Here is a 5,752-nt window from a genome sequence, read left to right on the forward strand (position 1 = left end):
GTAAGTGTCTCGGATGCCGGGCGCCCCTTCGTCAGCGCCTCCAAGCGCAAGTGCGGTCGCGTGGAAGCGTCTCACTGTCTCGCGATCCGGTGCTTGAAAAGCTACGTGAGCGCCATTTCCGGCCGTTGCCGGTAGCCCGTCTATCGGGGTTTCGATGCTGAAAATGATATCCGAGGCGCCGTAGTGGAGCGAACGGTCCGAGCGCTTGAGGAGTCGCAGGCCGAGAAGGGACATCAGCGGATCGTAAAACGCTCTTGCGCTGTTCACATCGTTACTGCCAAGCGAGACGTGATGGATCATCTGGTCACCGTTTGAGGCAATACCGCCGCTTCAATCTCTCGGTCGTGGTCTCTGCGGCATAATGGATGCGCTCGAAGTCGGCTTCGTCCTTTGCAGTGACATGAAGCCTCCAGGCCACGTCGCGGGCCTCGCCAGCGTCGCATTCGACCTCGACAGAAACCACACGCTCGCCGCCCGGGAAGCTCCGAATCTGCTGAAGCGCCATAAGCTCCAAGTCGGTCTTCGAGATCGATGTTCTTGCCACCGCAGCGCTCCTCCCGCCGCGCCGTCCTTTCATCGGCGATCACTCGGCCAACCGACTGCGCGCAGAGATGTTCCTAGGGCGCTTGATGGCAGCTTAGGATCAATTGCCGCGATGCTCAGGCTCCGGCAATCGGCGCGCCGCAAAGTCAAACGCTGCCCGCGTTAGCGAGCATTCACGAGCACTTCGCATATCATTGCCGAAAGGGAGCCGAGCACGGCGGACTGGCCGACAGAGCTTAGCCCGCTGAACAAGGATGGCTGACCGCGGACAAGGGGTCTGAAGACGCCATCCGCACCGCGCACGGCGCGGTGAGGTCTACTAGCGCAGATTCTTCATCAGCAAGACGTCTCTCAATGAACTGATGTYCCAAGCTCGACAGCTTCGTCTCAAGGAGCCGTGGATATTATTTCGGTGCGCGCGAAAAGTGCCAATTTCTCGCATGTTGGCCCATCGCGTCAGTTAGGCCGATGCAGCGGTTTGTTGGAGTTGGGGGCAAAGCCGACCTGCCTTCGACACACGCCTGCGCACCGATGTTTCGAAGATGGCGCGGAGGCTGATCCCCTGCCGGAAGAACCGGAGCAATCCGCGCGAGAGGCGATGGCCTCGATGCCTGCAGCACCGACTTCCGACGCCAAGAAAGAGCCGCCGGCGCGCAAACGCGCAGAAGTTCCTCCGCAGGCGAAGCGGTGGATGAGGAGGCCAACCGAACCACGGCTGGCGTTCGACCGGCACGACTTCTTCACCGGCGGATGGTGGTGACCTGCAATATCCTGCTCCACGAAACGAGAAAGCCGCGCCCGTTCGGAGCGCGGCCTGACGGGGGCCTCAAGGGACGGCGCCGTATCACCAGTGGTGATGATGCCAGTGGTGCCGCACGACCGGATAGGCGCCGCGGTAATAGGCGTAGGCGGGCCGGACGACGCGACGGTACCGGTAGCCATAGGACACCGGCGCGGTGTAGTAGGTCGTGGCGTAGCCGCCACCCCAGCGGTAGGGCGCATCGTACCCATAGTCATAGGCGTAGGGTCCGCCATAGTATCCGGCGCCGTAATAGCCCGGGCCGTAATCGTAGTAGCCCGGCCCCCAGGCATACGCCGAGGAGGCAAGCCCGCCGATCACCGCGCCGGCGATCAGGCCGCCGGCTATACCCGGTCCCCAGCCACCTCGCCAATGAGCCTCGGCGGGCAACGTCGCCGCGATCGAGCCGAGACCGAGAGCGCCGACCGTCGCCGCCACCATTGCAATCTTCTTCATCGGATTCCTCCTCTCCACGTTTCTGGCCCCGGCCAGACAACGGGAAAATTAGGCAATGGTTGCTGGTTGTCCCGGTGCCGAGAGCAATGGGATGCTCCCTCGCCGAAAACTTTCGAGCTTAGAGCACAAACATTTCGACCGAAGACGGGTTCAATCCGCGTGCGGTGCGGCAACTTTCGGAGCTTGCCGTGCTGGACTTCGAGTGTAAGCTTGGTGGGATATTTGTCTGTGAGATTGCGCTACGATCATTTTTCCTTTGGGGGTCTCCCATGCTCGATCCTGCTACCACCGCGCTGTTGCGCGCGGTCCTGGATGAGGTCTGCGAAAGCGTTTCCCGGACCGAGACCGGCGCCCGTACCCACGTGGCTTCGAAAATCCTGGAAGCCGCGTCGAGAGGCGAGACGTCTGCGGACCACCTCAAGCATGTCGGCCGCCAAGCGCTCTCCCAAGCGCCGACCATGTGGCGCTGACCGGCCGCGGAGGCACGGGTGAATTTCCAGGTCACAGTGCTGAAAATCCTGGTGAGCTACCCGGACGGATTTGCCGTGATGGCCGACCTCAAGCGCGACATGGCGATCCTGGCGACGAGCGGACGTGACTGGGCCGAACGCACCAAGCGGCTGGCGGCGCGCGTGCCCGACCTCGACATCTTTTCGCAAAGTCTCGTCGAGAGGCTCAACGGCGGCTGGCGCATCACCGACAAGGGGCGCTCGGTTCTCGAGATCATGGAGGCGCGGTCTGCTGCCGTGCCGGCTGCCGTGCCGCCTCCCATCCGGGCGACCAGTGACTCGACGCCTGCGGCGACACCGGCGGCATCTCCGGTCGCGACGGGCCGACGCAAGCGGGACCGGAAGCGGCGTCGACGCGATCTGGTCGCAGCGCGGGCAAGGGCCAAGGCCTCGTAACGGAGCCGTGCTTCCGGCCGCCGGTGCTCGGCGGGCGGCACCATTGCAGTAGCCCAACGATGGGTCGGGGCGACTCGGAGGAACGAGCCCGGTAGGACCGGGTTGATCCTTCGGGTCCGCGCGTCAATTGCGCGGCCCGCGTGGCTCCGCCCCCAAGTCCCAAAGAAACCCCAGGCAGGGCTGCGCCCACGCAACGCCTGCGACGATCTCATGATCGGAGGGCTTAGCCACGGCCCGTTGAGAGGGGTTTTCAAGAAATCCGCTCCGTGAGCTCCTTGCCTCGACCCCGCCACGAAGCCCGACCGAAGCGATCGGTCCCGGCAGCGAAGAGCACGCCGAGGCTGATCTGCTGACATACATCCGGAGCTGTAGACCGAACACACGAGGTCTCGTTCCGCGGCCCTTTTCGGCCTTCCAAGGCGGAACGTCGTGCGAACCGGTTGATTTAGGTACATGCATAGACTCTATCCGCTAATTCTGGAGCACCGGCTTCCCGCCGTCGTCCGCTACTGCATCTCCGCCTGCATCATGGTGATCTGCTCGGTGCTGCAGATGGGATTGCAGATGCAGACCGGCTCATCCGGCTACTTCCTGCTACTGCCGGGCGTGTTCCTCTCGGGCCTTATCTTCGACCGCGGCTCCGGAATCTTCGCCGCGGTGATCGCCGTCGGCGTGGGAGCCTACCTCAGCTACGCAGGCACCTACGGCGTCGACTATTTCGCGCCGAACGTTCTGTTCGCGATCACGGCCGCAGGCACCGCGGCCGTCGCCGAATTCCAGCGCGCCGAGCTCGAGCGCGTCATGCAGGCGGACAAGACGAAGACCGTCCTGCTGCAGGAATTGGCGCACCGGACGAAGAACAACCTGGCAGTGCTCAGCGCGATGATCCGGCTGGAGGCGAGGAATGGCGGCCCCGAGGCCGCCTCCGCGCTGGAGGCTACGGCGCGCCGCCTGCACGTCATGGCGGAGGTCTACGATCATCTTTCCCTCAAGCAGGACTCACGCCTCGTCAATATGCGGTACTTTCTCAACAACGTCGTCGAAAAAGTCTTCGAATCCTTGGCGCCTTCCGGGCCCGTCGCGTTTCAAGTGGTCTGCGACGAGGTATATCTGCCGAGCCAACAGGCGCTCGCCGTCGGCATCATTACGAACGAGCTCGTCACGAATACGCTGAAGTATGCCTTTCCCGGCGACAAGCCAGGGCAGGTCGCGGTCACACTCTCGACCAGTGACGGCATCGAGCTATCCGTCTGCGACAACGGCGTCGGACTCCGCAGCGACGCCGATCCCGGCGGCATGGGCTCGCGGATCGTCCTGCTGCTGACTCAGCAGCTCGACGGGCAGCTCACGTACGAACGGCTCGAATCCGGCCTGCGCGTGCGGCTGCGCGCGCAGCCTCGTTAGCTACCGGAAGCCATGTGTTCCACCGCGTACATGACCGGCGGTCATGCGGAGGCTTGGAAGTCGCGAGGACTGCCGCACCGATCCTCATCGAGACGCCGTTCGCGCCCGCGCAACTGCCCACGGCAATCTCGCAGCTTCCGAACATCGGTGGYGGCCCGGCGAACACCAGGCGAGTGCAAGGATCTCACTCAAGGCGATCAGTGCAGGGCGAAGATCGCGATCATCACCAGGCCTGCCCCGGTCACGCACCAGGAGGACAGATCAAGTATGCGCATGAAACGGCCCCCGAGCGCCCTGCCCGAGACGAGGATACATCGGGAACCCGGCCCCGGAAACATTTTCCGCCCCTCGTGAATTGAGGATGGGGCTGCGTTGGACGCGGGTCTTGTCATGCCCCTGATGCCGATAGGCGACGTCTTTCTCACGGTCGTGATCATGACCACCGCCTTCATAGCCGAGGTCGTTTTTTTTACCCTTCTCGGGATGTTCTGATGCCGAAGCCGCTGGCGCGAACTCCGGCCGCACCGATTTCCCCGACATCGCCGGCGGTGTAGCGCGGATCAAATCCGAGGGAGCAACGAAGGCGACTATGCGGTCGACACCGTCCCGCGCTCGCGCGGGCCAGAACGCTCGGACGGATCGCGGCCGATCTTGGAACGGAGCTCGACGAGGTCGGTGAAGACATCCGCCTGGCGGCGCAGTTCGTCGGCGATCATCGGCGGCTGGCTGGCGATGGTCGAGACCACTGTGATGCGGACGCCGCGGCGCTGCAGCGCCTCGACCAACGGTCGGAAATCGCCGTCACCCGAGAACAGCACGATCTGGTCTACATGCCCGGCGAGCTCCATGGCATCGACTGCCAGTTCGATGTCCATGTTGCCCTTCACCTTGCGGCGGCCGTAGGCGTCAACGAATTCCTTCGTAGCCTTGGTGACCACGGTGTAGCCGTTGTAGTCGAGCCAGTCGATCAGCGGTCGGATCGAGGAATATTCCTGATCCTCGATGACCGCCGTGTAGTAGAAGGCGCGCAGCAGCGTGGCGCGGCCCTGGAATTCCTGCAGAAGGGCTTGTAGTCGATGTCGAAACCCAATGTCTTGGCGGTGGCGTACAGATTGGCGCCATCGATGAAAAGCGCGATATTGTCAGGGGCGAATGACATTCGGGCGCCGCCGTAAATTTGAGCGATGCGGAGGGACGCGCTTCCGCACAAGCTCAGGTCACCGAAATAGCTTATGGTGAGCTGGCCAGGCTCACAGTATTGCTTTCGTCCAGAAATTCGAGCCTCAACTCTAGAGGCTACCTCCAATTGTTCCAGCGTTCAAAACTTTTCCTCGAAGCGTTCTCTGTGCAGCTCATTACAATGGAAGTCCCCCTGACGGTTTGAGAGTGGCGATGGCAGACCACTTCGCTGTTTTCGAGACCCACTTGAGAAAGCGCGGCCGAAGATGGACGTGGTACTTGTGCACGGCCGACGGCCGCTTGCTGATCCAGAGTTCGGAAGCCAGCCGGCCTGCCGCCAGATACAGGGCCAACCGGGCACTGTTTCAGATGCTGCTCGGCGCCGGTGCCGGATCGGTCCGGCTTTGCGAATCGGAAAAGAGCCGGCGTCGCTCGGGTCGCAGCCGTTCAGATAGCTGAGCAGAGC

6 protein-coding genes and 1 pseudogene are annotated in these 5,752 nt (G+C 63.0%); 3 read left to right on the top strand and 4 right to left on the bottom strand.

Translation table 11 applies throughout. The features are described from left to right. The 3 genes from AC1D00_RS23695 to AC1D00_RS23705 all read right to left on the bottom strand — a co-directional run. A partial coding sequence (locus AC1D00_RS23695; RefSeq protein WP_477012320.1) for a VOC family protein occupies positions 1-300 on the bottom strand: 300 nt, incomplete at its 3' end. 4 nt (positions 301-304) lie between these two features. Next, a complete protein-coding gene (locus tag AC1D00_RS23700; RefSeq protein ID WP_477012321.1) occupies positions 305-505 on the bottom strand; it encodes a hypothetical protein in 201 nt (66 codons plus the stop codon). 882 nt (positions 506-1,387) lie between these two features. Next, positions 1,388-1,798: a hypothetical protein gene (locus AC1D00_RS23705; RefSeq protein WP_209312156.1), complete on the bottom strand. Its 411-nt coding sequence runs from the start codon at positions 1,796-1,798 to the stop codon at positions 1,388-1,390. A 269-nt stretch (positions 1,799-2,067) separates the two neighbouring features. On the opposite strand from AC1D00_RS23705, the gene AC1D00_RS23710 reads away from it, so the two are divergent. The 3 genes from AC1D00_RS23710 (at position 2,068) to AC1D00_RS23720 (ending at position 4,107) form a co-directional block, all read left to right on the top strand. Then, positions 2,068-2,268: a hypothetical protein gene (locus tag AC1D00_RS23710; protein ID WP_477012322.1), complete on the top strand. Its 201-nt coding sequence runs from the start codon at positions 2,068-2,070 to the stop codon at positions 2,266-2,268. A gap of 18 nt (positions 2,269-2,286) precedes the next feature. Then, positions 2,287-2,703 (top strand): hypothetical protein, encoded by a 417-nt coding sequence (locus AC1D00_RS23715; protein ID WP_135179498.1) that lies wholly within the window; start codon positions 2,287-2,289, stop codon positions 2,701-2,703. Positions 2,704-3,156: 453 nt separating this feature from the next. Next, positions 3,157-4,107: a sensor histidine kinase gene (locus AC1D00_RS23720; RefSeq protein WP_135179497.1), complete on the top strand. Its 951-nt coding sequence runs from the start codon at positions 3,157-3,159 to the stop codon at positions 4,105-4,107. A gap of 587 nt (positions 4,108-4,694) precedes the next feature. Here AC1D00_RS23720 and AC1D00_RS23725 read toward each other — a convergent pair. Beyond that, positions 4,695-5,266: pseudogene (locus tag AC1D00_RS23725) on the bottom strand (LabA-like NYN domain-containing protein). Between the last annotated feature and the right edge of the window lie 486 nt (positions 5,267-5,752).

Source organism: Bradyrhizobium sp. P2_E8 (genome assembly GCF_056403875.1).